Source organism: Pseudarthrobacter sp. PvP004 (genome assembly GCF_017876035.1).
GTDB lineage: Bacteria > Actinomycetota > Actinomycetes > Actinomycetales > Micrococcaceae > Arthrobacter > Arthrobacter aurescens_A.
On record NZ_JAGINL010000001.1, the window covers coordinates 1,586,916 to 1,612,736 of the forward strand.

The 25,821-nt window shown below is 60.4% G+C and carries 17 protein-coding genes; 7 read left to right on the plus strand and 10 right to left on the minus strand.

Annotated features, from left to right (window positions below; all coding sequences use genetic code 11):
* Window positions 1-117: 117 nt before the first annotated feature.
* The 7 genes from J3A64_RS07235 to J3A64_RS07265 all read right to left on the minus strand — a co-directional run bounded on the left by J3A64_RS07235 (window position 118) and on the right by J3A64_RS07265 (window position 8,884).
* Window positions 118-1,278: an XdhC family protein gene (locus J3A64_RS07235; RefSeq protein ID WP_210063925.1), complete on the minus strand. Its 1,161-nt coding sequence runs from the start codon at window positions 1,276-1,278 to the stop codon at window positions 118-120.
* A complete protein-coding gene (locus J3A64_RS07240) occupies window positions 1,265-3,604 on the minus strand; it encodes a xanthine dehydrogenase family protein molybdopterin-binding subunit (protein WP_210063926.1) in 2,340 nt (779 codons plus the stop codon). Before J3A64_RS07240 ends, J3A64_RS07235 begins: the two co-directional genes overlap by 14 nt.
* Window positions 3,601-4,134 (minus strand): (2Fe-2S)-binding protein, encoded by a 534-nt coding sequence (locus J3A64_RS07245; RefSeq protein WP_011774611.1) that lies wholly within the window; start codon window positions 4,132-4,134, stop codon window positions 3,601-3,603. Before J3A64_RS07245 ends, J3A64_RS07240 begins: the two co-directional genes overlap by 4 nt.
* A gap of 6 nt (window positions 4,135-4,140) precedes the next feature.
* On the minus strand, window positions 4,141-5,010 hold the full coding sequence (locus J3A64_RS07250; RefSeq protein WP_014921726.1) for a xanthine dehydrogenase family protein subunit M: 870 nt from the start codon (window positions 5,008-5,010) through the stop codon (window positions 4,141-4,143).
* 129 nt (window positions 5,011-5,139) lie between these two features.
* A complete protein-coding gene (locus tag J3A64_RS07255; protein WP_014921725.1) occupies window positions 5,140-5,994 on the minus strand; it encodes a TauD/TfdA family dioxygenase in 855 nt (284 codons plus the stop codon).
* 136 nt (window positions 5,995-6,130) lie between these two features.
* Window positions 6,131-7,486, minus strand: coding sequence for an MFS transporter (locus J3A64_RS07260; RefSeq protein ID WP_014921724.1), 1,356 nt, complete (start codon window positions 7,484-7,486; stop codon window positions 6,131-6,133).
* 222 nt (window positions 7,487-7,708) lie between these two features.
* Window positions 7,709-8,884: a TetR/AcrR family transcriptional regulator gene (locus J3A64_RS07265; RefSeq protein ID WP_014921723.1), complete on the minus strand. Its 1,176-nt coding sequence runs from the start codon at window positions 8,882-8,884 to the stop codon at window positions 7,709-7,711.
* Between the two features lie 375 nt (window positions 8,885-9,259).
* Here J3A64_RS07265 and J3A64_RS07270 point away from each other — a divergent pair, with 375 nt between their 5' ends.
* The 7 genes from J3A64_RS07270 to J3A64_RS07300 all read left to right on the plus strand — a co-directional run bounded on the left by J3A64_RS07270 (window position 9,260) and on the right by J3A64_RS07300 (window position 20,087).
* Window positions 9,260-10,366 carry an ABC transporter substrate-binding protein gene (locus J3A64_RS07270; RefSeq protein WP_286140366.1) on the plus strand — a complete coding sequence of 369 codons (1,107 nt, stop codon included), beginning with the start codon at window positions 9,260-9,262 and terminating at the stop codon, window positions 10,364-10,366.
* Window positions 10,363-12,114 (plus strand): iron ABC transporter permease, encoded by a 1,752-nt coding sequence (locus J3A64_RS07275; RefSeq protein ID WP_210063928.1) that lies wholly within the window; start codon window positions 10,363-10,365, stop codon window positions 12,112-12,114. The genes J3A64_RS07270 and J3A64_RS07275 overlap by 4 nt, the downstream gene beginning before the upstream one ends.
* Window positions 12,107-13,210 carry an ABC transporter ATP-binding protein gene (locus J3A64_RS07280; RefSeq protein ID WP_210063929.1) on the plus strand — a complete coding sequence of 368 codons (1,104 nt, stop codon included), beginning with the start codon at window positions 12,107-12,109 and terminating at the stop codon, window positions 13,208-13,210. The genes J3A64_RS07275 and J3A64_RS07280 overlap by 8 nt, the downstream gene beginning before the upstream one ends.
* Entirely contained in the window at window positions 13,207-14,301 is a 1,095-nt protein-coding gene (locus J3A64_RS07285; RefSeq protein ID WP_210063930.1) for a low specificity L-threonine aldolase, read from the plus strand. The genes J3A64_RS07280 and J3A64_RS07285 overlap by 4 nt, the downstream gene beginning before the upstream one ends.
* A gap of 1 nt (window position 14,302) precedes the next feature.
* The gene (locus tag J3A64_RS07290) at window positions 14,303-15,583 is read left to right on the plus strand and encodes an amidohydrolase family protein (RefSeq protein ID WP_210063931.1); all 1,281 of its coding nucleotides are present in this window, start codon (window positions 14,303-14,305) and stop codon (window positions 15,581-15,583) included.
* A gap of 67 nt (window positions 15,584-15,650) precedes the next feature.
* Window positions 15,651-18,005, plus strand: coding sequence for a pyruvate dehydrogenase (locus J3A64_RS07295; RefSeq protein WP_210063932.1), 2,355 nt, complete (start codon window positions 15,651-15,653; stop codon window positions 18,003-18,005).
* Between the two features lie 411 nt (window positions 18,006-18,416).
* A complete protein-coding gene (locus tag J3A64_RS07300) occupies window positions 18,417-20,087 on the plus strand; it encodes a sigma-70 family RNA polymerase sigma factor (RefSeq protein WP_011774603.1) in 1,671 nt (556 codons plus the stop codon).
* A 78-nt stretch (window positions 20,088-20,165) separates the two neighbouring features.
* On the opposite strand, the gene J3A64_RS07305 is transcribed toward J3A64_RS07300, so the two are convergent.
* The 3 genes from J3A64_RS07305 to J3A64_RS07315 form a co-directional block, all read right to left on the minus strand.
* Window positions 20,166-21,095, minus strand: coding sequence for a class C sortase (locus J3A64_RS07305; protein WP_011774602.1), 930 nt, complete (start codon window positions 21,093-21,095; stop codon window positions 20,166-20,168).
* Between the two features lie 113 nt (window positions 21,096-21,208).
* On the minus strand, window positions 21,209-22,690 hold the full coding sequence (locus tag J3A64_RS07310) for a SpaH/EbpB family LPXTG-anchored major pilin (protein WP_210063933.1): 1,482 nt from the start codon (window positions 22,688-22,690) through the stop codon (window positions 21,209-21,211).
* Window positions 22,691-22,776: 86 nt separating this feature from the next.
* Window positions 22,777-24,990: a GEVED domain-containing protein gene (locus J3A64_RS07315; RefSeq protein WP_307807167.1), complete on the minus strand. Its 2,214-nt coding sequence runs from the start codon at window positions 24,988-24,990 to the stop codon at window positions 22,777-22,779.
* Window positions 24,991-25,821: the final 831 nt, after the last annotated feature.

Here is a 25,821-nt window from a genome sequence, read left to right on the forward strand (position 1 = left end):
CACGGCGTGAATTCGTGCGTGCCGCCCAGGTGTGGCGAGTGCCAATCCTGTGAACTACGTCATACCCAAACAATATCAGTAGTAAGATACTTTCTGTCAAGATATTTAGGTTCAAAGTTAATTGGGTTTTGAACCTTTGTGCTCCAGCGCACCTCTGTGGATCGGCTCGCTGGTGTGTGCCAAGGGCAGGCCCGAGCTTTGGTTTTTGGCAGCGATGATCTCCGCCATGATGGAAACTGCGGTTTCGGCGGGCGTGGAAGCAGAAAGGCCCAAGCCGATGGGCGAGCGGAGAGGTGCCACCGACCGATCGGTGTGGCCCAAGCCAATCAGCCGCTCCCGGCGGTCACTGGCAGTTCGGCGTGAGCCCATCGCGCCGATGTACGCAAAACCGTGCCTTAGGGCTACATCAAGGACCGGAACATCGAACTTGGCATCATGGGTCAACACACAGATCGCGGCATCCGTGGCGAGTCTTCCCAGAGCGATTTCCTTCTGGAGGTAGCGCGCCGGTTGATCGACCACGATCTCATGGGCTGAGGGAATTCGCTCGGCCGTTGCAAAGACAGCACGGGCATCGCAAACAGTGATGTGAAAGCCAAGGAAAGCCCCCAACTGGGCCAGCGAGACGGAGAAATCGATGGCCCCGAAAATCAGCAGCCTTCGGGCAGGACGGTGGACATCGATGAGCAAGGACAGCGGCTTTACGGTACCGGCATCCGCCAGGAGGGTGACCGACGTCGTACTTCCGGAGGCTATTGCCTCCCGGACTGCAACCCCGGCGGCGCGGACGGCATCGGGAGCCAGTACGGAACCTTCAAACAGCTCTTCAATATCCGCAGTTTGCAGCACCAGTTCGGATCGACCCACCAGCTCGGGTCCGCCGTCGAAGATGGTGACCATGGCGCAGGGCAGATTTTCGTTCAGCGCCCTCTGCAGTGAAGCAAATTGTGGGCAGGAGGCCGGAGCGTACTTTTGGATGAAAATCTCAACACTGCCACCGCACGTCAGCCCGACGCCGAAACCGTCGTCATCTGAAATGCCAAATCGGTGAAGCTCCGGGACCCCGCTGGCGAGGACCCCGGCTGCTGCTTCGATCACACTTGCCTCAATGCATCCACCCGAAACGGAACCGACCGGCGATCCGTCTTCAGTGACAAGCATGGACGTTCCGACTGCCCGTGGCGCGGAGCCCTCCGTGCGGACCACCGTGGCCAAAGCGACATGTTGATCGCCCGGCAATGATTTCTCCAGCGTCTCCATCACCTCACGCATTTCCATCAGCCCCGTCTTGGCGCAAACGTGCAGCGCGGACGCCGTTGTAGACCCGTTCAGGTGTCATGGGCAACGACGTGAGCTGCGCCCCGGTGGCATCAGCGATGGCCTGGGCAATCGCTGGCGCAATGGGAAGCATGCCACCCTCGCCCATCCCTTTGGTCCCAAAAGGTCCGGCCCCATGGCCCTGTTCCTGGGTTATGGAAGAAAAGCGCCGGGGAATGTCCTCAGCCAGCGGCACCCGGTAGAGGAGCGCCTCACCGTTAAGCAGCTCGCCGTCGTCGTACCGCAGTTCCTCGAAGAGTGCCTGGGCCAATCCGAAGACCGCGGCGCCCTCGTCCTGGCCGCGGCAACCCAGCTTGTTCACCACCTTGCCGGCGTCTCCACTGACCACCAGCTGCAAAATCTCCACCCGGCCGGTTTCCGGATCAACCTCCACTTCGGCAGCTGCCCAACCGATCTCCCAAAAAATGCAGGGTGCTTCCAGGGGTGCGCTGCTGGAATTACGGGCCTTGTAGTAGCCGTCCGCCGTGAACTCGAATCCTGTTCCGCCGAATCTGTCCATAATCAGCGGCGGGAGCTCATAGGCGATGCCTTCAGCATCGACGATGCGCCAGTTGTCCAAACGGATCGACTGCCGGTCCAGCATCAGGTATTCGGCCGCCGTATCCAGAACGGAACACTTCACCCGCTCTGCAGCCTGCAGCACGGCATGACCCATGACCGCGATTCCGGAAGAGGCGTTGGTGCCTTGGTCGAAGGGGGTGTTGTCGGTGTCAATAGCGGCATACTTCACCCGCTTCGGATCGCATCCAAGCGTCTCCGCCACGATCTGGCACAGCGCCGAATGACCGCCTTGCCCCATTTCCACCAGGGCGCAATTCAGGATCACGTCGCCGTTGGTGGTCACCTTCACCCGGGCCTGGGCAGGCTTGTTGACGCCACCACCATCTTTGATGCCGATGGCCACTCCCATGCCCCGATTACTTGAGCGCGTGCGGTCGCGATAACCGATGGCGTCCGCAACCAGGTTCAGGCCATGCTTGAGGTCCGAATCGATGGGCGTTTCTCCTGGTACGAACTCCTCCCCCAACTCCTTGGCGTTCTTTAGTCGAAGCTCCAGGGGATCGAAACCCAGCCGCTCGGCGATCAGGTCAACTTGGCGCTCACTGGCCCAGGTGGCTTGGGTTGCGCCGAAACCACGGTAAGCGCCGGCCGGGACGGTGTTGGTGATCACTGCTTGGCAGAGGGAATCAATCCGTTTCCAACGGTAGGCCCCGGGCATCCGATACCCCGCTTTCTCTGCCACCAGCGGACTGGCATCCGCGTAAGCCCCACCGTTAAGCAGCACCCGCGACTGGCGCGCCATGAACTCACCGTCTGCCTTGAGCCCGGATTTGACCGTGAGGACGGCGTCATGCTGGCTCAGTGTCAGGAAGACTTCTTCTGTGCTCATGCAGTAACGCACCGGCCGCCCAGCAGACAACTGCGAGAGCCGGATGGCGATCGCCTCCGTTTTTGGGCCGTTCTTGGCACCAAAGCCGCCGCCCAAGAGCGGGACGTTGACCCGGATGTCGTTTTCAGGCAGCCCAAAAACCCTCGCCAGTTCCTTGCGCATCGGGAAAGGGCTTTGAGTCGAGGTCCACACTTCGATTTGGTTCGCTGTCGCCTCGGCAACCGTGGCAAAGGGCTCAAGGTGCATGTGGTTCATGCGGGAGAAGGTAAAGGTGTCCTCAAAGATGAAGTCGCAATCCGCCCAGACGCTCTCCTCTCCCGTTACGTAGCGGAATTCGTAGCTCACGTTGTGGGCAGTGTGTGCCGCCCCCGAGGCCCCATCGCCGTACTCGGGAAAGGCGGCGAAGGGCTGGTCGGGAAAAATGGCAGGTGCGGAGGACTCCATCGCAGCTCTTACATCAAAGACAGCCGGTAGTTGCTCGTACTCAACACGGATCAAATCCAGTGCCGCGAAAGCGGTGCGTTCGTCCACCGCGGCCACTGCAGCGACGACGTCGCCAACGTAGCGGACCGCGTCCGTGGCAACAATCGGCTGGTCTTTGACGTAGGTACCGTATGAATGCAATCCATGGATTTCCTCGCGGGTGACCACGGCAGTGACTCCTGCCAGGGAGCGGGCGGCCGAAGCATCGATGCTGAGAATCCGTGCGTGCGCATGAGGGCTCCGCAGGACCTTCGCGTGAAGCATCCCGGCCTTCTCGATGTCCACTGTGTAGATGGCGCGCCCGGTGACTTTGGCGGTGCTGTCCAGGCGCGGGCGGTCGCGTCCGACGATCGGCGAATCGTGCGGCGTGGAAGGAATGACGATCCCGTTCATTCGGATGCCTGATCCTGCTGCTTGGCCCGAGCCAGCTCTGCAGCACGCTCCACGGATTCCAGGATCATCTCGTAACCCGTGCACCGGCAAGTGTTCGAACTTATCCAGTCCCGGATCTCTTCCCGGTTCGGTTGCGGATTTTGCCGCAGCAGCGCTGTGGTCACCATCAGCATGCCGGAGGTGCAGAAGCCGCATTGGAAGCCGCCGCATTCGCTGAATGCCTGCTGCTGGGCACTCAAAGTGCCGTCTTGGGCAGCCAAGCCCTCAACCGTTTCAACACGCGCACCGTCAATGTCGAAGGCGAACGTGGAACACGCAGCCACAGGAAGGTCGTCAACCAAAACAGTGCAGGCGCCGCAGACACTTCGCTCACACGACGCACGGACCCCTTGCTTACCGCAACTGTTGCGCAGCAAATCCAAGACCGTAGTACTCGTGGGAACAGAACGCCTTTCCGGGCTTCCATTCAGCTCAAATTCAACCTTGTGGGTGAAGGTTTCCTGGCTTGATTCCGGTGATTCAAGGCTCATGGCTGGCTATCCTTTCCTTTGGTTACCGGTTGCTTCGGCAAGAAGACTGCGGCAGAGAACCCCCACCAGGTGTCGGCGGTAGTCGATGGACCCCGTGTAGTCGCCCGCCTCATCCGGAAGCTGAGCCGCCAGAACCTCGCCCACAGCAACCGGGTCGAGCTCGGTGATGTCAGTGGCCTCGGAAGCATGTGAGAGGACAAAAGGCCGCCGGTATTCACTGCCGCACACGGCAGAAACGGTGAGGCCAGCCACCGCGTTCTTTCGCACCGCGAGGGACACGGTGCTGAGCGGGCGCATCGAGCGCTCGTAGCCGAACCACAGCAGGGAGGCAGTGTCGACCGTGACGGCGGTCAGAATACCTACATTGCCAAGTGTCCGGTCCCAGAGTGACGACACGGGCAGGGTTGTAATGTCGCCGCCATGAAACTGCATCTGCCCACCCAAGGCCGACAGAATGACAGGCATTTCGTATCGATATCGACGCGAAAGGAGATTGCCCCCGAGGGTGCCGCGATAGCGGATTCGAACTGTGGCAATTGATCCCCAAGCTGCCGCCAGGGCAGGGACCGTGGATAGTATGTCCGGGCTTCTGCTGCCTTCAGCGTGGCTCACCGAAGAGCCAATGCTCAGAACCCCGGCATTATTCGAAATTGCCCGCAATTCCTTGATTCGTTGCACGGAAATCAGAACCTCCGGCTCCAATCCCTCACGAAATTGAGCCACCAGATCCGAACAACCCGCCGCAATCACAGCTTCTGGATGCTGCCTGGTTAGAGCCACAGCTTCTCCGAGCGAAGTAGGCCGATGCAAAATAAATGGTGGAAGGGCGGACTGGCTCTGGGCTATCAGCCCCGCCCCTAATTTCTGGCCTCGCATTGGTCAGCCTTCTTTCGCTTTCGCCCGGTAGGGCTTCTGTCACGGCATCCTCGCCGTGACAAAACGTGAGTTCCATATCAACCAGCCGGGCGACCCGCAACAGGCCACCCGGCATGGCCGCACCAACTTCTACGCCGGGCGGTCGCCCTTCAGGGTGACCCGGTGCATCAGCCGGTAGTGCGGGTGGTAGTCCCCCACCGCATAATGTTGGGTGGATCGGTTGTCCCAGATCACCAAGGAGTTCGGTTCCCAGCGGAAACGAACCTGGTATTCCGGGGTCCTGGCGAGGTCGGTGAGCATGTTTCTCAGCGAATCCCCCAGCTGGGTGGAAATACCCGTAAGCCGGGTGGTGAACAACGCATTGACGTAAACAAGCTTGCGGCCGGTTTCCGGATGCTTACGCACAACTGGGTGCGTCATGGGTGGATACTTCCGCCGGGTATCCTCGTAGCGCGCGTCGCCGTCGGGCCCCTGGCGGACAACTCCCGTGAGCTCCTTTTCCCAGTCGTGCACTCCCTCAAGACCGTCGATGACGCTTTTCACGTTCTCCGGCAGAGCGTCATACGCGGCGGTCATACTCGCCCAGAGCGTATCTCCGCCGCAAGGCGGAATTTCCTGTGCGTGAAGGCAAGTAGCGGAATTCGGCGTAGCCTGCCAGGTCAAGTCCGAGTGCCAGACATCGGTCCCCGCAGCCCGGCCACGCGACTCCAGCACCTCAATGTGCGGATATTCGGGCAGGGAAGGGAAGAATGCGCTTACTTCCTGGGGGTCGCCGAAAACCTTGGCGAATTCGATTTGATCATCCGGCGTGATGTGCTGATCGCGGAGAAACAGTACTTGGTGCTCAAGGAAAGCTTCCCGTAGTTCCGTCCGGCATTCCGGGGTGATCTCTTCACGTAGATCCAGTCCATGGATGTACGCCCCGATAGTGGGTGTTGCTCGTTCCAGGGTGAATGTTTTGAACTGTTGTTCGTTGCCGCTCATGGTAGTTCCTTCCTATGTTTGCGTTTGATATGGCGCCCGTCTCTGTCATCGGTGACTGGCCTGTCATCGGTGACTGGCCTGTCATCGGTTACTGGTCAAGACGAGCCGTTCCTGCTGAGGATTGCTTTGTGAGAACTCACTCCGAATACGTGGATGCGGGGACCTCATCAACCCCGGTCGCATCGCTGCGTCCCCCAGCCCGCGATGCCTTCTTCCGGATGACCCGTCCGAGCAAAACAGCGCACGTTATGGACACCGTTCCGGCAACGAAGACGTAAAGCGAAGTTGAGACAGATGCACTTGTTGCAGCAAACAGGGCACCGGCAATAAGGGGCGCAATGGCGCTGCCGAAGAGATTGCCGAGCGTCGTAGCCAAGGACAGTCCGCTGTAGCGGACCTTTGCGTCAAAGGCAGTGGAGAAGTATGCCGGCGAGAGTGCCCATGGGATATATACGGCCACCGTTGCCGCAACGTAGCACACGGCGATGAGGCCATAAGTGCCCCCATCAAGGGCAAAGTACAGCGGGAACGCAACCACGACGATGAGCGCAAGACCCCACAAGTACACCCGTTGCCCGCCGAATTTATCTGAGAGCGCACCGGCGATCGGGGTAACCACGAAGCCAATCGCGGAGGTGACGATCACCAGGACCAACATCGCCGTCGAATCCAGATCTCCGGACCTCCCTGCGTAAACAAAGTTGTACACGGTGATCAGGTAGAAGAAGATTCCCGGTGCCAGACTTGCGCCGGCTACAAGAAACACTTGCTTGGGGTGTGTCCGAAGCACCTCGACTACAGGCAGACGCACAACGCCGTGGTCAGCCTTGACGCGATCGAACTCCGGGCTTTCCGCGACCTTCACACGAATAACAAGGCCAGTGATAACCAGTACCGCGCTGAGCAGGAAAGGGACCCTCCAGCCCCAGGCCATGAAGGCGTCCTCCGCCATAGACTCCAGGGGTATGTATAAGGTCATGGCCAGGATCAGCCCGACTGCAACGCCTGCCTGCGGCCAGCTACCGAAATAGCCTCGTTTGCCTTCGGGGGAATGTTCGGTAGCCATCAGCACTGCGCCACCCCACTCTCCCCCGAGTGCGAATCCTTGGGTCAGCCGCAGTATGACCAGCAGAATCGGGGCGAACACGCCAATCGAGTCGTATGTGGGCAGTAGTCCAATAGCTACAGTGGCAATGCCCATGATCAAAATGGTGAGGACCATCATCGGCTTCCGGCCTGCCCTGTCACCGAAGTGGCCGAAGACGATGGCCCCGATAGGACGGGCGACGAAGCCGGCCGCGAAGGTCGAGAATGCAAGCAGCGTCCCGGTTGTCGGGTCGAAGCCAGGGAAGAAAAGGTGGTGAAAAACGAGCACCGCTGCGGTGCTGTAGATAAAGAAGTCGTACCACTCGATAGTCGTGCCGATGAGGCTCGCGAAGGCGACCTTCCTCGGAGAACTCGCGCCCGATGGTTGTGCGACCACTGCACTCATATTGTGCCTCCAGGTAATTTTGCGAACAGTCGGCCCCGCTATGCGTGGACCCTGGTGATCAGGGCTGCCTAAGGCACCTGTCTCAGAATGAGATGTGAAATGATGCAGATTACTTCAGTAGTCATTATCTTATGACTGAGATGCTTTGTGCGCAAGATCTCATTTCTAATGGAATGCCGCCGGAAAATTCAGACAGTCAGTGGACCTGAGGACGCGCACCCCTCACTGGGTCGTGGGAGCTATGAGGCCTCTGGCAATCTGTTCAAGAATTTCCTGGATGCCGCGGATATCCCGGAGGAACGGGGTGCGGACAACGCTGCTGACCACATGCAACGCGGCTTTCACCCGGGTCCTGACCACTTCCTGATCCGTGCCGGGGTAAACGTCCTGGACCAGCGAGGCGACATCGGTGATGTAATCACCCTGGGCCTCCATCAAGTTCCGCAACTCCCTCTCGGGAAGGTGCGGACGTTCAGACACTGCCAATTGCAGGAATTCCGGGCTTCCCAGTGAGAAGGCAATGTATGTCGAAAGGATGCGCTCCAGTGCCTCGGCTGCATCAGCGGCTTCAGTGAGGGCCCGCGACATGTCCATCCACCGTACTTCTTTGGCGCGATGCAGGGCAGCGGCAAGCATTTCCGCCTTGCTGTCGAAATGGCGGTAAATGCTGGGACCTGCGACTCCAACTTCGGCGCCGATGTCGTCCAGGCTGACGGCGTCAAAGCCGTTCGCCGCGAACTGTCGGATTGAGGCTGCCAGCAACGCCTCACGGCGGGTGCGCGGCAAGTCAATAGCCGCGCTACGGTGATTCGTCGCCGTTTCAATCGGGGGCATTGGCATGACCAGTACTGTGCGGGCGAGCGTGGTCAGCTGGGATTCTTCGTCCGCACGCGAAAGCCGATTTGGGTCCAACGACACGCTGATCATCGCTGCAAACATGGCCCACGCCCGCAAGTCGGCCTCGGAAGCGGGCAGCGCGGGGCTGCCGGACTGCAGTTTGCTGCTGATGGCGAACTTGATACCACTGGCAATATCGAAGCGAATTGCGGGCGGGAGATGGCGGGATTCACGCTCCCACAGCACGCCGTTCTCCCTGTGCACCAGAATTGCGCGGCCCAGCGATGTGATCAACTGCTCGAGGTCGCCGTCGGGCGTCTGGGTAACGCTATCCAAAACGGGCTGGAGGCTGGCCACCACTGCCTCGCGAAGAAGCTCGCCCTTGCCCGGGAAATGTCTATAGAGGGCGGATGGCTGCACTGCCATCGCCTTGGCCACGTCGGTCATGCTGACTTGGGGGTATCCCTTCTGCGCGAAGAGGTCACCTGCCGCAGCAAGTATCAAGGCGCGCCGGTTCCGCGGCCTAGTGCCGCGTTCCGGGGCGGTGGTGGACTTATTCATGTTCTCAAGATTAGTCGCATTCACTTATTGCGCAATAGCCCGCTACGTGCCAAAGTTTAAGAACAACCCGCGGATCACTGAACTTCACTTACAGACAAGCCAGTCGACGCGAGATAGTGATGCCTCACTGCGGCGGACCCGTGAAGGTTCCCGCAACACAAGCATCGGCCAGGAGTACCTCGGCGGCCGATGCTGATTCACTTACGGGACGCCATGGTGGCTCGTAGACCCAGAGAAACAACGCAAGAACGAGACACCCCGATGGACAGGATTTCCTGGGCGCTTGCGGCGCCCCTTCCACGAGCTTCCGATCCACTCGACAACCCAAAGCACCGTCCCAACCCAAAGTTCAGTGCCGTGACAAAGGAGTCCCACATGAAACGACGTGCAATAGTCGCTGTTGCTGCACTCTGCGGCTTCGCAGCTCTCACAGGCTGCAGCACCGGGAATGACGCCCCCAACGCCTACGCCGTTAAGTCGGACATTCCGACGGCAGCAGCAATGGACCCTGCAGTCCTGGACGCCGCCCGCAAGGAAGGCTCGCTTCTGGTTTACGGCGAGGCGAACGAGGCGACCATGAAACCGGTCCTGGCTGCTTTCCAAAACCAGTATCCGGATATCAAGACCAGCTACATCAGCCTTGGCGGAACCGAAAGCTTCCAGCGCTACCTCAACGAGAAGGCCACCGGCGGAAAGACCGCGGATGTCATCGTCAGCCTGCAAGGCGCGAACTTCCTCGATCTGGTCAAACGCGGTGACATCCAGGACTTCACCCCACCTGCCGCCGCGCCACTGCCCGACTTCGCGAAGCTCGCCCCAGGGGTCTTCGCAATGGAACTGAACCCGGTCATGGCGCTGATCAACACCACCCTCCTGCCTGAATCCGAGCAACCCGATTCCCTTGAAGCACTCGCCAAGATGTCCAGCGACCCCAAGCTCGCAGGCAGGATCGTCACGTATGACGGCACTACGGAGTTCGGCTACACGGTTAATCACGCATACATAGCCAAGGCGGGAGAGGCCGGATGGAACGTCTTGGATCAGCTAGGCAAGAACACCAAGGTGGAAGCCAGTGCCGGACCCATGTTCAACAAACTCCTGCAGGGCGAGTACACCATGTCCTACTTCCAGTCCGGCGCTACCCGGCCGCTCCTCACCGGCGCTACCGCGAAGGTGCTGAACTACAAGTTCTTTAAGGACGGATCGCCCTTCATGCCGCGCGGTGCCGGAGCAACAACCGGGGGTAAGTCACCCAACGCGGCCAAGGTGTTCCTCAACTTCCTGATTGACAAGGCCGGCCAGACGGCCGGGTGTGCCGGCGGGTTCGCACCCTACCTGGACGGGGTGGACTGCCCGGTGAACCTGGCGAAGGTAACAGAGCAGTTGGGTGCGGAGAACATCAACATCGCCAGATGGGATGAGGCCTTGGTGAACGATGCACCGGCCTTCAAGAACCGCTGGAAGGAAGCATTCGGGCGATGAGCAGCTCCACCCTTACAGACCCCAAGACCCCGCCCCCGCCGGGTGTTGGAAAAATCAAGCGGGCATGGCTGCCGGAGAAGGTCATCCACTACGGTGTCTGGATCCTCGCAGTCCTGCTGATCCTCGGCCCGATCGTGCCGATCGTCTGGTCATCACTCTGGTCCACCCCGCTCTACGAGGGCGGCGGCAGCGGCACCCTGGACAACTTTCGTAAACTGGCCACCGATCCACTTTGGTGGTCAGCCGTCGCCAACAGCCTGCAATTCGCTGTCTTCGCCACCATCGGGTCAGTTCTGGTTGGAACCACAGTGGCCTTGTTGGTAGCCCGCACCAACCTCCCGCTGCGGCGGCTCTACTCAGCCCTGATCGTCCTGCCCTTGGTTCTGCCTGGACTAGTGCTCATCGTCGGGTGGCAGTCGATGTGGTCGAAAAACGGATATGCCACACATCTACTGGAACAGTACACACCGTTCACTGTGCCCTTTGACCTCTACAGTGTTGCGGGAATGGTGGTCATGGGTACGGTCCTGGGCTCGCCTGTGGTCTATCTCTTTGCCCGGGGGACGCTGTCCTCAGGCGATTCGACACTCGAGGAAGCCGCCCGTTGCGCCGGCGCCGGCCCCCTCCGCGCCTTGCTCTCGGTGACCCTGCCGTTGCTGCGCCCGGCATTACTCAACTCCGGGCTGCTGGTCTTCGCTTTGGCGCTGGAAACACTGGGCATTCCCCTCATCCTTGGTACGTCAAAGAACATCGACATGATGTCCACTTACCTGTACCGGCAGTGGACTGGAAGCGCCGACGGCGGTGGAGGAGTTCTGCCTGCAGGTGCCGTCATGTTGTTGCTCGCCGTCACTTTGCTGCTGCTGCTGCGCAACCGCCTGGCAGGTGACCTCGCCCGCTTCACCACAACCGGTGGCAAGTCATCCAGACCAGCAAACGTCGTCAAATTAGGCCCCTTCGGCTGGCTGCTGTCCGCCGGCGTCGGAGTGGTTCTGGGTTGCGCAACCCTGGTTCCGCTCAGCGGTGTGGTTCTCGCCTCGCTCACCGCTGTTCTGACCCCGGCGATCAACCCCTTTAGCCTGCTGACACTTGACCACTTCTCGGCGATTTTGACCAACCCGCTCTACACAGGAGCTATTGGCAACAGCCTGCTGATTGCCACCGTTGGCGCCGCAATCGCGACCGCCTGCGTCGCCGTCATCGCATTGGTTGCCCACCGTTCCAGCTTTCGACTGCGCGGATCCTTGGAGCACATCGTGCTTTATCCCCGGGCCGTCCCAGGCCTGATCACCGGCATGGCCTTCTTCTGGACGTTTGCAATCCTGGACCAGTCCGGAACTTTCAGAGCCACACTTTGGGCCGTGGGAATCGCTTTCGGGGTCCGCGCGCTTGCCATGGGGTACGCCGCGTTCTACCCGTCACTTGCCGCGCTGGGCGCGGACCTGGACCGCGCCGCGCGCTCGGCCGGGGCAGATTGGTGGACGGCGATGCGCACCATCATTCTCAGCCTGCTGAGGCCAGCCATGGGCATCTCATACGTCCTGCTGTTTGTAGCAATGCTCAATGAAGCCGACGCCGCAGTTTTTCTGGTGACCCCTGAAACCCAGGTTCTGGGACTGGCCATGCTTCAGATCGCAGCAAACGGCCTCGGCGGCACCGTGGCCGCCCTCGGAGTCATCCAACTTGTCATCACCGCAGCTGTCCTGGGCGCAGGACGCATTCTGTTTGGAGTTCGCCCCAATGTCTGATCTGGTCATCACCAATCTCACCAAGAAGTTTGGCCGTCTGACGGTCCTGGACAACGTGTCAGTGACTGCTTCCGACGGGCAGATATTGACGTTGCTGGGGCCAAGCGGCTGCGGCAAATCCACAACCCTCTGGTCCATCGCAGGGCTGCTCAGGCCGGACGGCGGCAGCATTGTTGTGGGCGACCAGACCTTGTTCAACCATGACTCCTCCGCCTTCCTGCCGCCGGAACGCCGCGACTGCGGCGTGGTTTTCCAGTCCTATGCCGTGTGGCCGCATATGAAAGTCCGCGACAACGTCGGGTATCCGCTGCGGCTACGTCGCTACAAGCCTGAGGCACTGCGCAGACGCGTCGATGAGGTACTCGAGTTGGTTGACCTCTCCGATCAGGCAGACCGTTTTCCGCATCAGCTCTCCGGCGGCCAGCAACAACGAGTGGCGCTGGCACGCGCGTTGGCATTCCCTCCGCGTTTGCTGCTCCTCGACGAGCCGTTCTCGAATCTTGATGCCAAGCTGCGGGAACGTACCCGCGATTGGTTGCTTCAGTTGCAACGCAAGATTGGCGTCACCACCGTTTTTGTGACCCACGATCAAGACGAAGCCCTGGCAATGAGCGACAGGATTGCGGTCATGTCTACCGGAACCGTCCGCCAGATTGGTACGCCGGAGCAGATTTACAACGATCCTGCCGATCTCTTCGTTGCTGATTTTGTTGGCACCAGCAACCTGCTGGAGGGAACAGTGATTGGCCGCGCGAAGGGGATCCTGACGATCAAGATCGACGGGTTGGATCAAGCGATCCACGTACCATCCGCAATTGATTCCGACGGCGTCGTGGTTGCCGTTCGTCCGGAAGCGCTGGCGTTGTTGCCTGACGATGCGTCGTCTGACGGCTACGAAATGACTGTCAATGGTCCTGTCCTTGACCGGTCATATCACGGCCATCATTTCCGGTACAGGGTGGGCGTCGGCGAGCAGGCCCTGGTGGTCGAAACCCGTGAGCGCACGGATTCCGCCCATGTGCGCGTGGGCATTCCACGGGACGGGTACAAGTTGTTCCGGCCCCGCACTGACCCGGCGCCCAGGGCCGCACAGTGATTCCCGTCGGATCAAGCTACCCCATCAGAATCGACCTCTTCAGCGACACTATTACCCGGCCAACAAAGGCCATGCGCCAGGCCATGGCAAACGCCGAAGTTGGGGACGAACAAAAGGGTGAAGACCCCTCCACCAACGAACTGGTTGCCCTGACACGTGAGCTCCTGGGCAAGGAGGAAGCTGTCTTCCTGCCATCAGGGACGATGTGCAACCAGATCGCCTATGCTCTGCACTGCCGCCCTGGAGACGCGATTCTTGTTGATGAGACCGCGCATTCGCTGTGCCACGAGGAAACCGGGGCGCCCGCCCTGGCCGGTGCCTTCTACAGGCCGATCAAAGCAGACCATGGTGTGTTCTCGGTTGCCCAACTTGAGGCGGCGCTCCGCCCTGAGGGCAGGTCATTCGCCCGAAACGCCGTGCTGTCCATAGAGCAGCCATCCAACCTCGGAGGCGGCACGTGCTGGTCGCTGGAGGGCATCACTTCAGTGACAAATATGGCACGGTCCCACCAGATCAAAACCCATATGGATGGCGCCCGCATGCTCAATGCAGTGGTGGCCACCGGCGTATCTGCCCGCGATTTTTGTGACCCGTTTGACTCAGTCTGGCTGGACCTCAGCAAAGGACTGGGCGCCCCCATAGGAGCAGTGCTGGCCGGCGACGCTGATTTCATCAATGAGGCTTGGCGGCTCAAGCAACGGTGGGGTGGCTCGATGCGTCAGTCAGGCATTGTGGCGGCAGCGGGTACGTTTGCCCTCCGCAACAACGTGGACAGGCTCGCAGATGACCATGGGAATGCCCGTCTGCTGGCTGAACTGCTTTCCGTCCATCCTCAGATTTCAATCGACCCGCTGACGGTTCAAACAAATATTGTCCTCTTCGACCTGGTCGACAGTCCTGTCACGGCAGCAGTGCTGGTGGACCGCCTGATTCAGAAGAGCGGGGTCCGAATGGGCGCTTTTGGCCCGTCCACGATTCGTGCCGTGACCCATCTCGATGTTGACAGCGGTGACATACGGATCGCCGCTGATGCGATCAGGGCATTGCTGGACGAAATCCACTCGATGCCTACAAGCCAAAGGAGCTTCTGATATGACCATCACCACTGAAGTGACGGACCGTCCCCAGCCGTATAGCGTCAGCCGCGCGGCCCGGACAGGTGACGACGTCACGGTGCTGCTCAATGCACGTGTTGTTGATCCCGAGTCGGGTACTTCGGGTTCACTGAGCGACGTCTGGCTTCAGGCAGGGCAAATCTCCCATATTGCCCCCGCCGGCAGTGAGCCGGGGACAGGAAGCGTCCTGGATCTTAAGGGCACGTTTTTGGCTCCCGGACTCATGGATGCCCATGTTCATCTGGCCTTCGATGGCGGTGACAATCCTAAGGGAACCTATCAGGGCAGCAGCGATGAAGAGATCGTTGCGGAGGTTGTCTCGAACGCACGGATTGCGCTTCGTGCCGGCATAACCACGGTACGGGACTGCGGGACACCCAGGCATTTGTTGGCCCCTATGAGAGCCGCGCTGGGTATGGTGTCCGACGTCGCCACGGTGATTCATTGCGGTGCGCCAATCTGCCGCGTGGGCGGGCACGGCCACGACATGGGCGGAGAGATTCGCACTCGTCACGACGTCGAGACGATCATCGCCGAACAGCACGCGGCCGGTGCCACATGGATCAAACTTATGGCCAGCGGCGGCGGGTTCACTCCCGGGACCAGCCCAAGCGTCTTTGAATTCGATCCCATCCTGCTCCGTGAGGCGGTGGTTATCGCCGGCTCCTACGGCATGAGGACTGCAGCCCATGCCCACGCCAGTTCTTCGATGGCCGCGTGCATCGAGGCGGGTGTGGACTCATTGGAACACGCCTCCATGTTGGGGCCCGATGAGCAGTGCGCGCCCGATCGCGAGCTATTGCGCAGAGCGGCCGATGCCGGGATCCACATTGTGCCGACCGTCATCGCAGCGGACATCGTCTCCCGGCAATTGCGAGAGGGTCACCAAGTGTTATCCAACGCGCAGGATCGCAATGTTGTGGCGCGATTGGAATCGCGGTTTACCAATGTGACCGAGTTCCTCCACTCCGGTGTGTCTATCGTCGCAGGGACGGACGCAGGCCCTGCGCACGTCACCTTCGATCTCCTTGCCCGCGAGTTGGAACGCTATGTCGACGCGGGACTGGCAGCACAGCATGCGCTGAAGTCCGCCACGTGTGAAGCCGCCGACATGCTCGGGGTGGAGACGCAGGCGGGTCGCATCCGGCCCGGCCTGTGGGCCGACCTCATCGTCACGGCGGCGGACCCAATACAGGACATCAGCACTCTCGCAATGCCGCTTGGAGTCCTCAAGCGCGGACGTCTGATCGCACAATAACCACTCGCACCCAGCGTCCGCTGTATCCCGCGCCCCCATGACCTACGAACACACTTTAAGGCATCCAATGAACCTGACCCCACTCACTGATGATGAGCTGGCGGCGAATACCGTCTCGACCTCCGACGACCCCCAACTGAAGGCACTTGCAGCGATAGAACGCCGTGTTCTGTGGCTTGCGACATCCATCATCCACCACGCAAACAAGGTGCGTCCGAACACATCCGGCATCAAGGTAGGCGGGCATCAGGCCTCGAGTGCCTCCATTGCCACGATCATGACCTCGCTCTGGTTCGGACAGCTTCGCGCCGAGGACCGAGTCTCGGTGAAGCCCCACGCTTCGCCGGTGCTCCACGGCATCAACTATCTGTTGGGCAGCTTGGATGAAAAGTACCTCACAACGTTGCGTGAGTTCGGCGGGCTGCAGAGCTATCCCAGCCGTTCCAAGGATCCGGATCCGGTTGACTACTCCACGGGCTCCGTCGGCATCGGAGCCACAGCCCCCATCTGGGGTGCTATTTCGCGGCGATACATCGAGACCGTGAGCGGCACACCGAACCGTGGGCGCCAGTACTCGCTCGTCGGCGACGCTGAACTGGACGAGGGCGCCGTCTGGGAAGCCGTTCTGGACTCCAACGTTGCGGATCTTGGTGAGATCGTCTGGATCGTCGACCTGAACAGGCAGTCCCTTGACCGGGTGGTGCCAAACATTGCAGCGGGCAAAATCGAGCGTCTCTTCTCTGCCGCTGGTTGGCAGGTCATCACCGTGCGCTTCGGTCACGTCTTGGAAAGTCTCATGGCCAGGACCGGAGGTGACGCGCTGCGGAAGCGGATTGTTGACATGCCAAACCCCGAATACCAGAGGCTCCTGCGCTGCTCTGTCGAAGAACTGCGCCGCCGGCTCCCCGGCGAGGGCGCACGGGCTGCGGCCATCGCGGAACTCATTGCCGACGTCGAGGACCAAACCCTGACGCTGGCCATCAGGAACCTGGGTGGGCACGACCTTGCCGCGTTGCGCGAGGCTTACTCCCAGATTGATGACACCCGCCCCACTGTAATTATCGCTTACACCGTCAAGGGAAACGGACTGCCCACCGAGGGCCATCCCCAGAACCACTCCTCGCTGCTCACCGTCGATCAGTACCGCCAACTCGCCGCCAGATTGGGCGAGAACCCAGACGCACCTTGGAATCGGTTCGACCCCGCATGCCCCGAGGGGCAGCTGATAGGAACCACAGCTGAAAACCTCCGTCGCGTTGCCGAACCTGCCGTCGCCCCGCCTGCGGTACCGGCAGATTTCGGCAGGACGCCCTCTGGCACGGCAACCACGCAGGCAGCCCTGGGCCGCACGCTGTTGGACGTCAACCGTGCCGCGCCCGAAGTCGCCCGCCGCCTGGTGACTGTCAGCCCGGATGTGAGTTCCAGCACCAATCTCGCCGGCTGGCTGAACAAGGTGGGAGTGTGGTCCGTTGAAGAGCGCCCGAACTGGTTCAGCGATGACGCAGAGACCGTCATGCACTGGCGAGAAAAGCCCACCGGGCAGCACATCGAACTCGGCATCGCTGAAGTCAACCTGGTCAGCCTTCTGGGCGAGCTCGGCGCGACCTGGAGCCGCTGGGGCCAGCCGCTGTTCCCGATCGGTGTAGTCTATGACCCGTTCGTCGAGCGTGCCTTGGAACCGTGGTCATACGGCATCTACGCCGGCGGCCAGTCAATCTTGGTAGGCACGCCTTCGGGCGTGACGCTCGCACCCGAGGGCGGGGCCCATCAGTCCATCAAAACTCCCTCCATCGGACTGGAACAGCCCGGCTGCACCAGCTACGAACCGGCCTTTGCCATCGATGTCGAGTGGACACTGCTCGCCTCAATGTCCCAACTCGGACGAGCTGACGGCAAGTCCGCCTACTTGAGGCTCTCCACAAAACCGGTTGACCAGCAACTGGCAGCGATCCCGGAAGATCCCGCCGCCCGCGAGCGTCGCCGTCGCCAAGTGGTCGCCGGTGGCTACATGCTCCTCGCAGCCACGACACCGGCCGCGACGATAGTCGCCATGGGGGCCATGGTCCCGGAAGCCCTCACAGCCTCCGAGCGACTCGCCACCCAAGGAATCCCCGTTGACGTCGTATGTGTCACCAGCCCTGGCCTGCTCTACGAAGCCTTGCAAAGCCGAAATGGGCAGAACCAGGACGCACAATCGTGGATCTTGGATCAAATTCTCCCCCGCGAGCGTGCCGTCCCCATGGTCACCGTACTCGACGGCCACCCCCACACACTCGCATTCCTCGCCAGCGTGCATCAGGTAAAAAGCCGCAACCTCGGCGTAGACGCCTTCGGCCAGGCTGGAGGCATCGACGACGTCTACCGCTACCACGGGATCGACACCGGCAGCATCGTCCGCGCTGTCCTGGACTTAGTCCCGTGATAGCACGGCTACAAGGGTTGTCCACCGGCCGTTTGAACCAGAATGGGTCGGCCAAGAGTGTTTCCGAACACATTTTCATCATTTCGCGACAGATATGGCCCGCTGCACACACTTTATAAGTAGGAGGGTTATCGGCTGCTGTGGACATGCTCTCACTGCTCGATCGCGACAATTCATCCATATCGCCTAGTCACCCACTTGCTTTGGAGTGCGCAGCGGGCAGTGCGCGTAGACCAGCCTAGGTCCACCTGGCCTGGTGGAAGCGCTGGTTGGAATCGTCATCAGGGCTGGCCCCATAGTCACGCCGGCAAGTTCTCCTACTCTGACCGCCAAACCAGCACCAAAGCCCAATTTTTTCAACTCAGTATGAAACGCCAGAAAACGATATAAACCCAGAAGGTAGGAAAATCAGTGGCATCTGTAACCGAGGCTGCAAGCGATGCCGAGCTCATCCTGAGAGTTAGATCGGGAGACCAGGACGCCTTTGGGACTCTGTTTGACCGGCACTGGGACATGGCACGGTACGTCGCAGCCGGGCAAGCCAACAACCCCGCCGATATCGAGGACATTGCCTCGGATGCGTTCGCCTCCGTCCACCGGGCCCTCTTGCGTGGCATGGGGCCCGATTCATTCTTTCGGGCCTATCTACTCACAGCTGTACGGCGTACCGCGCAGGCTCAAAACCGATCGGCGGCCCGCAGCTTGCCGGGTTCCGACAGCCTAGCGCTAGACCGGACTGACGAATTTAACGACCCCGTACTGGCCGAATTTGAGTCCAGCACAGTGGCGACAGCGTTCAAGTCCCTACCTGAGCGTTGGCAAGAAGTCCTTTGGTATATCGACGTCGAGGGAATGAAACCGGCGGCCGCCTCGAAAATTCTAGGGGTAACTCCTAACGGGGTATCGTCTCTGGCCATTCGTGCCCGGGAAGCCCTACGGCAGGCATACTTGCAGCACCACATCAAAGCCTCATCAGGCGAGGAGTGCGAAGGATACTCAGACAAGCTCGGAGCATATTCCCGCAATGGACTCAGCCGACGCTCCCAGGATAAGCTCCGTGCTCATCTTGAGTCATGCTCCAAATGCACGGCCCTGCTTGTGGACCTGAACGACGTCCAATCCTCCATGAGAGTCGTCATCTTCCCGCTGATCACGGGCATGGCGTTTACCGCTGGCGTCCCTGCAGTCGCCGGTACGCTGATTGGCGCCGGTGCAGGGGCCGCCCCGAAATCCATGTCCACTATGCTGAAAGCCGGGGCAGTGGCCCTGACCGGAGCGGCCGTCATTGTGGGCGCCACCTTCGGCTTGGCCGCCGCCAGAACTGATGGTGCAGAACGAGCAGAGGCGGGCTATCTACCAGCTGCCGCTTCAGCAAACGGCAGCCCGGTCACCAAATCCCCAACAATGGACAACAGTCGGACACCTGCCGCGCGGGAGCAACCAACGTCAGTTGCCTCCGCTCCCCCCACGAAAGAGCTCCTCCCGAATCCGCAACCGTTCCCGGCTCCCAACAGCGCGCGAAACAGTCCGGCCGTGTTTCCCGTCTCTGCGAGCCGTCCCGTCCCGTCGCCGACGCCGAATGCCACCTCACAGGGATCCCGCCCGCCTTCGACGCCGCTACCCGGCACAAGTCGGACTCCGGCGCCGATACTCACCACTACGCCTGGCCCGGCACCCACTGGGCCCACGACCCCCAGCCCAACACCATCGTCCAGCGAAACCACGCCACAACTGATAACCGCAGACTTTAGTTCAGGGCCTGGCACAGCCGCAGCCGATGTCCACATCACGATAACCTTCAATTTACTCGGCCAGAAGACACCTGACACCGCTGAAGTAGACTTCTCAGTATCAGAAGGTGCACACCTGATCCCAGGAAAACTCTCTCATCCTGATGGATGGAACTGCGCGTCCCCGAACACCGACACAAAGCGAATCCAATGCACTAGCACCCGGGTGGACCCAGACAACCTCCAATTCACGCTTGGAGTATCCCGAAAAGACTCAATCTCCCAAAACACAGTCGACTATGGATTCACTGGAACCGGGCTCGCTCCGCTTTCCTTCTCCAATAGGTTCTGAGCACTCACAAGTCACCTGGCCGCCTTGTTCGAACCCTGCGCATGGGCCGGGAGCGCCGATTTTCGAAGCCGAGGGCGGCTAGGCGTGGATGGTTGCGGGGGGTTGAGTCGCCCCGATGCCTTGAGGTGTCTCCTGCGGACGGGTGATGAGAATGGCAACCGTTGCCGCGCCAATGAGGCCCAATACCCACCAAGGGAAGCCCGGGTCCGACGCTCGACTGGGCATTGTTTGCGGGCTCTCGGCACTTGGCGCCTCCGTGCGTTCGCCGCGGACGAGCAGACGGTGGCTGTTGACGCCTGTGGGTGTACAGGTGACGAGAGTTACGTAGTCCTTGTCGGGCACCTTTCGAAGCGCGTCCGTTTGGTTTGGCAGAACGGTTTGGATGGAGTCGACTTTGTAGTAAATGGTCTGGTCCAGGACGCTGATGCTGAACGTATCGCCTTCAGCGACTTTATCGAGGTCCTCGAAAAGGGTGGCGTTGACGAAACCCGAGTGCGCGCTGAGAACACCATGGGTTCCCTGTCCCCCAACTGGCAGTGCCGAACCGAAGAGGTGTCCTGCACCCTTGGACAGCGAGTCTTCGTCCGTGCCGTGGAAAATTGGCAGGTCCGTATGAATGGAAGGAATACTTATCCTGCCCATCATTCCGCCGGGACCCACATCCAGGAGATTCTGGTAGGCGTCTGAACCTGCGCCGATAGTGGTTTGTTTGCCCTCCTCATTGAGGGAATAGGGATCCCGGAGAGGGCCGGAAGGAAGTTCTTCGTTGAACTTTCTTGCCGAGTCAAGGATCGATGTTTTTTCGGAGGGATTCAGATTTTCGACAGTGGCGACGTACCCACTGATTTCGGTGGCATGGACCCGGTCTGAAAACCATGCGGCGGCTGTTGGGTAGAGCAGGATACCTACACCCGTGATGGCGATCAGGACCACGAGGATTCGTTGTTTGCTCCATGGTCCGATGACTCGGCCGAGGTCACGACGGGAAGGGGCTGCGTTGTGAGTCATCAGGATCCTATAGCGGAGGGGTTTAGTGCTGAAACTTCAAAGTGGGGAAGGGCGCTGTGACGCGCTCTCCCCCACTTTCGCTAGCTGGGCGCCTACTTGCGGCTCCGCAGATGTTAGCTGTTGGTGGTCTTGCGGTTCCGTACGAACAGCAGGCCTGCACCAACAACCAGAAGGGCACCGGCTGCATACAGCAATCCGGTTCCCGTGCCACCGGTGAGTGGCAGTTCGAAGCCGCCGTTGGACGCGATGTTCTTTACGCTCAGGTCAATGCCGACGCTCGTGCTGGCAGAGTTGATCAGGAAGGAGATCGGCTCAGCAAGCAACTCGTACCCGGCCGGGGCTGTGGTCTCGACCAAGTAATAGGTGCGGTAGTCAGCCGAACCCGGTGCAACAGCTGTGCCATCTGCCCAGTCGGAGTAGCGCAGACCGGAGATGGTCATGGTGCCATCGGCAGCGACGGTGAAGATGCTCTGGCCGTTCAGCACGACAGGGTTGGTACCGGCCAGCGCGTCAGCTTCGTTGGTGTAAACCGAGAAGGAAGCCCCAGCTAGAGCAGTGCCGTTCTCGTTTACCTTCTGAAGCGTCATTTCGCCCCACTTGGTAACTACCGGGGGCGTCACGATCGGGCCACCGGGCTGACCCGGGGTGACCGTGAAGCTGGGAAGGTTCGGGTAGACCAGTGCTTCGTTTTCGATTTCACCGATGGTGTTCACGGTGGTGTTCACAACAACCTGGACGCGAGTGGCATTGTGTGCAGCAAGCACGGCACGACCGGCATCGGTGAAGACAACGGAGACAGTGTTGGTTGCTGCGTCGAAGAGGACGTTGTAGTGAGTGCCTTCGGTGATAAGCGTGCCATCAAGCAGGGTAGCCGTGGCGCCCACGTAGGTCAGCTTGGGGTCGAGCACGTCGACGATCTTGTACCCGTCAATGACTGCTTCGTTGGGGATGTCACCGGTGATGGTGAAGTCAATCTGGTCGCCCAGCTTCACATCAGGGGCATCCGTAACGGTTTTCTCGGCCCCGGCAATCGAGTTCTTGGGGTAGACGTGAACATCGTAGATCCACTTGTCTTTGTTGTCCGGGTCCGTCAATGGCACGGAAATCAGGAACGGAGCTGCCGGGGTGACGCCGGCCGGATAGTTGGTCTCGGTGACCAAGTACAGGCCGAGGGGGAGGTTGGCGAACGATGCGCTGCCATCAGCAGCGGTGGTCTGTGCCTGTCCCGCACCCAAAGTGTATCCAGCGCCCGTGATGGAACCAGCTGCGTCCGACGGAGCGAAGACGCTGCTCAGGTTGTGGGCTGAGTCCCAGCCGGCGTTCGTGGACAGGTCGATGGTGTTGACCTGCTGGATCGTGAATCCGATGCCGGCCAAAGGCGTCAGTCCAGTAGTTTCCACGGCGGTGCCGTTGTTTGGAAGGCCTGTGGGCGTCGTCGGGCGTTCGAACTTGTGGACGGTGATGGAACCGGTTTGGTCGCCATCGACAAGGGGCGCTGCGGAGGCTGGTGCGATGGAGAACGACATGGCCAGCACCGCCCCGGCCATTGTCGCGGCGGCGGTTTTCAGTAACCGCAAAGAGCTGGGATTACTCACTTGTGTCTCTTTCTATTGATGGTACGGATGCTCGGGAGTGAACATTCTGTGTTCCGGGACTGCCGCGCTAGCGGCCTCCGGGAGGCCTAAGTGATGGTGATGTTTCGGCGACGCACGCTGGCCAGTCCCAGGCCGAGGGCCGTGAGGACGAGAACCGATCCGGTTGCGGTGAAGGGCCACCAGCCGATGCCGCCGGACTCGGGCATTTCCAAAGCGGGCACGTCGCGCACGGTAAGGAGGAATATCCCATCACCGTCGCTGTCACCGTTGGTCACGATGCCCGTACCGCTGCCTTGTCCGACTGTCACCGCGCCGTTAGCTGCAACGGTGAACTGCACAGGTTCGGCCAACAGGTTGAACCCTTCAGGTGCCGTGGTCTCTTCGAGCCAATAGATACCGGGTTCGATTCCCTCGAGTTGGAACAAACCTGTTTCGCCTGCGACCGCAACCGCGGTTGGGCTTACAAGGGCAGGTCCGGGGACGCCGTTATTGTTGGTGTAGATCGTCCAGGACGAGCCGGCCATTCTGACCCACTCCTCGTCAGAGGATTCACCGATCTTTTCGATGAGGACCTTGGCGGATGTCTGGTGTGTGGTGATGCAGTCGGGGCCGGGACCGGAGGAGCCTGATTCGGCGCAGGTTTGGGGAGAGGTGCTGCCGCCGCCACTGACAGTATTAACCAACGTGGCATTCCAGGCACCGGTATTGACTGTCACGCTGTAGCGCAATGTCGCTGTTTGACCGGCCGGAAGCGTGAAAGCGGCCGTTGTCAATGTTGTTGACGGGGCTACAGGATCCGCCACCGCAACAGGGGTTCCTGTACCTATGGTGAGGGTTGCCGAGCCGGGGACGTACGTGGCATCGTCCAGAACGTCAGCGAGATTGTCCTTGAGGACCACTCCGGTGATGATGCCGCTGAGACTGGTCGCTGTCACTGAGTAGTTGATGGTTTCGCCGGGCGTTACCGATCCGTTCGCGGGAACTGCACCGTTGACCGTGGCGGTCTTCTTAATCTTCCACGCCGGGGGCGCCTTGATTTCTGCATCGTCCGTGGCGGTGACCGGTGGACCTATGGGTGGATTGCCGGTGACTTTGGCGGTGTTGGTCAGAACCCCGGTGGTGCTATCGTTCTGGGTCACAACGTAGGTGGCCGTGGCAGTTACCGATTGTCCTGCCAGCAACACACCGGGCACCCCCGGCCAGGAGTAAGTCAAAGCTGACATGGTCCCTGTGCCGGAGAACTGAGTTTCACTTATCACGACACCGGTCAAAGTGACGTTGCCTGTGTTCTTGGCGACGAAGGTGTAGGTTGCCGTCTGGCCGGCCACAAGAGTCGTCTTGTCGACGGTCTTGAGCAGCGTGATGGCAGGGACGCCTGCGGGGGCGATGGTGACGAGGTAGTCCTCGACCTCGCCGGAGTTGGATGGCCCAATCGGCACTTGAATCTGCGATGCGGTGTAGCCGATCCGAAAGCGAGCGTACGTGGTCCCGGCAGTCAGAGTCGCGGGAACAGCGGACCAGGCTAGCGTGGCCGACGTAGCTCCGGCAACAAAGTTGGCGCAGGCACGTTCGGCTGTGTTGTCGAACGTGTTGTTCTTGTTAAGGTCAATCCATCCGCACGTGATACCGGCCTTGCTGGCACCGCTAATGGCGACGGTTGTGGAGTAACTTGTTGCCCCCGCCGTCATAGGAGCCAGCACTACGCCATCGTCCATCTGGTCCAGCGCTGCTGTCGCACTGGCGTTCGGTGACGCTGTGCCGTTGGCGACGGTAGGGTTGTCTTCAGTGATGTTGCTACCCAGCGTGACGTCCGATATGACTGCCCGAGCAGCGTTGTTTTGGTCGTAGGACGCCGGGGCATCCCCGAAGTCCTGCGGAACCGTTACGGCCATGACGAAGTTGTCCGCGTTGTGTTCAGGGTCCTGAATATCACTATTCGTGTAACCTGGCATCGCGCTGCTGACGGGAACGAAGACGCTGCTGACATTGAAGGTCAACGACGTCACAACACCGTTCACGCGCACCGATCCACACGCAGCTGTGGCCCCGGCATTCAGGGGACTGGGATCTCCGGCTTGAGCAGTGGTGTTGCACGCAGTGCCAGTTTTGTCATCAATAGCCGTAATGGAATTGCCGTTAACTGCAAGGTTACTCCCGGACAGCTTGCTCATCGTCAAACCGCCCGTGGCAAGGTTAAGGACCACATGCAACTGCGATTGACGATCCACGTCGCCGTCGTCATCTTCGTCCAACAGCACGAAGCCGCCTATGCCTGCCAGATTTAACACTGGATTTCTCACCGGCTGACTAAAAGCGACAGTGACTGTACCCAGACCTGAGCACGGGCCGCTGGCTGCGCAGTTATTTGTGGCATCAGTAGCAAACTCGACAGCTGGAGAAGTCCCGGGAACGCCTTGGGGGTAGTCGGAGCCGACATATCCCCGGCTATTCAGCGTCGTCCTCCCCACTAAGCCCGTCAACCCCGACTGGTCGAAGGTTGCGGTCAGACCCGACCCGGGCATCGTCAGCACGGCAACACCGCCACCCACATTCGCCGGAGTAGTCGCCACCTCATATGCCTGAGCGGGCACGCCGAATGACAGCCCTCCCAGGACCACCATCAAGGCAGCAACAAGGGCTGTCGCTCCCCCACGGGAAAACTTCAATGGAGTGTCCTTCCGAGAACTCTTGCGCATTCGCTCCAGCTGCGGGAGCGACATGTGTACAGGGCAGCGCGCGCACTTTACGCAAGGGCGACGCTCCACTAATGAAGATGCGAATCAGCGCCGAGTGTGTCGCAGATTCTCAGAAGTTTTTGATAGTCACCTATTACTGACGCCGCTTGAGGCCGTCGTTGGCGAGCCCTCAGCTCCCGCACGTGGAATGTTCGAATCCCGCCCTCATCGCCAAAGTGCGGGAGGGCGGCCTTTGGGCGTTCGACACCCTTCACCGGCGCCATCTACCCGCTGCTATGTCGGTTACCCGGGCGCAATCTGACTCTGCAGTCCCCGCTGCCAGTGCAGCTGACCAAAACGAAAACCAAACCATGGAGTTGCGGGGAATCTTATCTAGTGGGTCGTTCCCGAGGGGGCAGATGGCCTTGGAAGAACGGAGGGTAGCTATCCGGATCG

What these genes read in the sequence shown, in the direction of transcription:
- J3A64_RS07235 (WP_210063925.1), bottom strand. Translation starts at nt 1,278, where the DNA reads ATGGAAATGCGTGAGGTGATGGAGACGCTGGAGAAATCATTGCCGGGC.
- J3A64_RS07240 (WP_210063926.1), bottom strand. Translation starts at nt 3,604, where the DNA reads ATGAACGGGATCGTCATTCCTTCCACGCCGCACGATTCGCCGATCGTC.
- J3A64_RS07245 (WP_011774611.1), bottom strand. Translation starts at nt 4,134, where the DNA reads ATGAGCCTTGAATCACCGGAATCAAGCCAGGAAACCTTCACCCACAAG.
- J3A64_RS07250 (WP_014921726.1), bottom strand. Translation starts at nt 5,010, where the DNA reads ATGCGAGGCCAGAAATTAGGGGCGGGGCTGATAGCCCAGAGCCAGTCC.
- J3A64_RS07255 (WP_014921725.1), bottom strand. Translation starts at nt 5,994, where the DNA reads ATGAGCGGCAACGAACAACAGTTCAAAACATTCACCCTGGAACGAGCA.
- J3A64_RS07260 (WP_014921724.1), bottom strand. Translation starts at nt 7,486, where the DNA reads ATGAGTGCAGTGGTCGCACAACCATCGGGCGCGAGTTCTCCGAGGAAG.
- J3A64_RS07265 (WP_014921723.1), bottom strand. Translation starts at nt 8,884, where the DNA reads ATGAATAAGTCCACCACCGCCCCGGAACGCGGCACTAGGCCGCGGAAC.
- J3A64_RS07270 (WP_286140366.1), top strand. Translation starts at nt 9,260, where the DNA reads ATGAAACGACGTGCAATAGTCGCTGTTGCTGCACTCTGCGGCTTCGCA.
- J3A64_RS07275 (WP_210063928.1), top strand. Translation starts at nt 10,363, where the DNA reads ATGAGCAGCTCCACCCTTACAGACCCCAAGACCCCGCCCCCGCCGGGT.
- J3A64_RS07280 (WP_210063929.1), top strand. Translation starts at nt 12,107, where the DNA reads ATGTCTGATCTGGTCATCACCAATCTCACCAAGAAGTTTGGCCGTCTG.
- J3A64_RS07290 (WP_210063931.1), top strand. Translation starts at nt 14,303, where the DNA reads ATGACCATCACCACTGAAGTGACGGACCGTCCCCAGCCGTATAGCGTC.
- J3A64_RS07295 (WP_210063932.1), top strand. Translation starts at nt 15,651, where the DNA reads ATGAACCTGACCCCACTCACTGATGATGAGCTGGCGGCGAATACCGTC.
- J3A64_RS07305 (WP_011774602.1), bottom strand. Translation starts at nt 21,095, where the DNA reads ATGACTCACAACGCAGCCCCTTCCCGTCGTGACCTCGGCCGAGTCATC.